This is a genomic window from Bacillus sp. GbtcB14, from assembly GCF_019091205.1.
Lineage (GTDB): Bacteria > Bacillota > Bacilli > Bacillales > Bacillaceae_G > Bacillus_A > Bacillus_A cereus_AG.
Map to the genome: position 1 here is coordinate 1 of NZ_JAGXJT010000277.1, position 242 is coordinate 242.

Genomic DNA, 242 nt, shown 5'->3' on the forward strand with positions numbered 1-242 from the left:
GTGGAGCCTAGCGGGATCGAACCGCTGACCTCCTGCGTGCAAGGCAGGCGCTCTCCCAGCTGAGCTAAGGCCCCAAACAATTATCGGGAAGACAGGATTTGAACCTGCGACCCCCTGGTCCCAAACCAGGTGCTCTACCAAGCTGAGCCACTTCCCGAAAGAAAACGCGCCCGAGAGGAGTCGAACCCCTAACCTCTTGATCCGTAGTCAAACGCTCTATCCAATTGAGCTACGGGCGCATA

3 tRNA genes are annotated in these 242 nt (G+C 57.4%); all 3 read right to left on the bottom strand.

The window, feature by feature from the left end:
- Position 1: 1 nt before the first annotated feature.
- Positions 2-74 (bottom strand) — tRNA-Ala (locus tag KVT31_RS29900).
- 9 nt (positions 75-83) lie between these two features.
- A tRNA-Pro gene (locus KVT31_RS29905) sits at positions 84-157 on the bottom strand.
- 8 nt (positions 158-165) lie between these two features.
- Positions 166-239 (bottom strand) — tRNA-Arg (locus KVT31_RS29910).
- Positions 240-242: the final 3 nt, after the last annotated feature.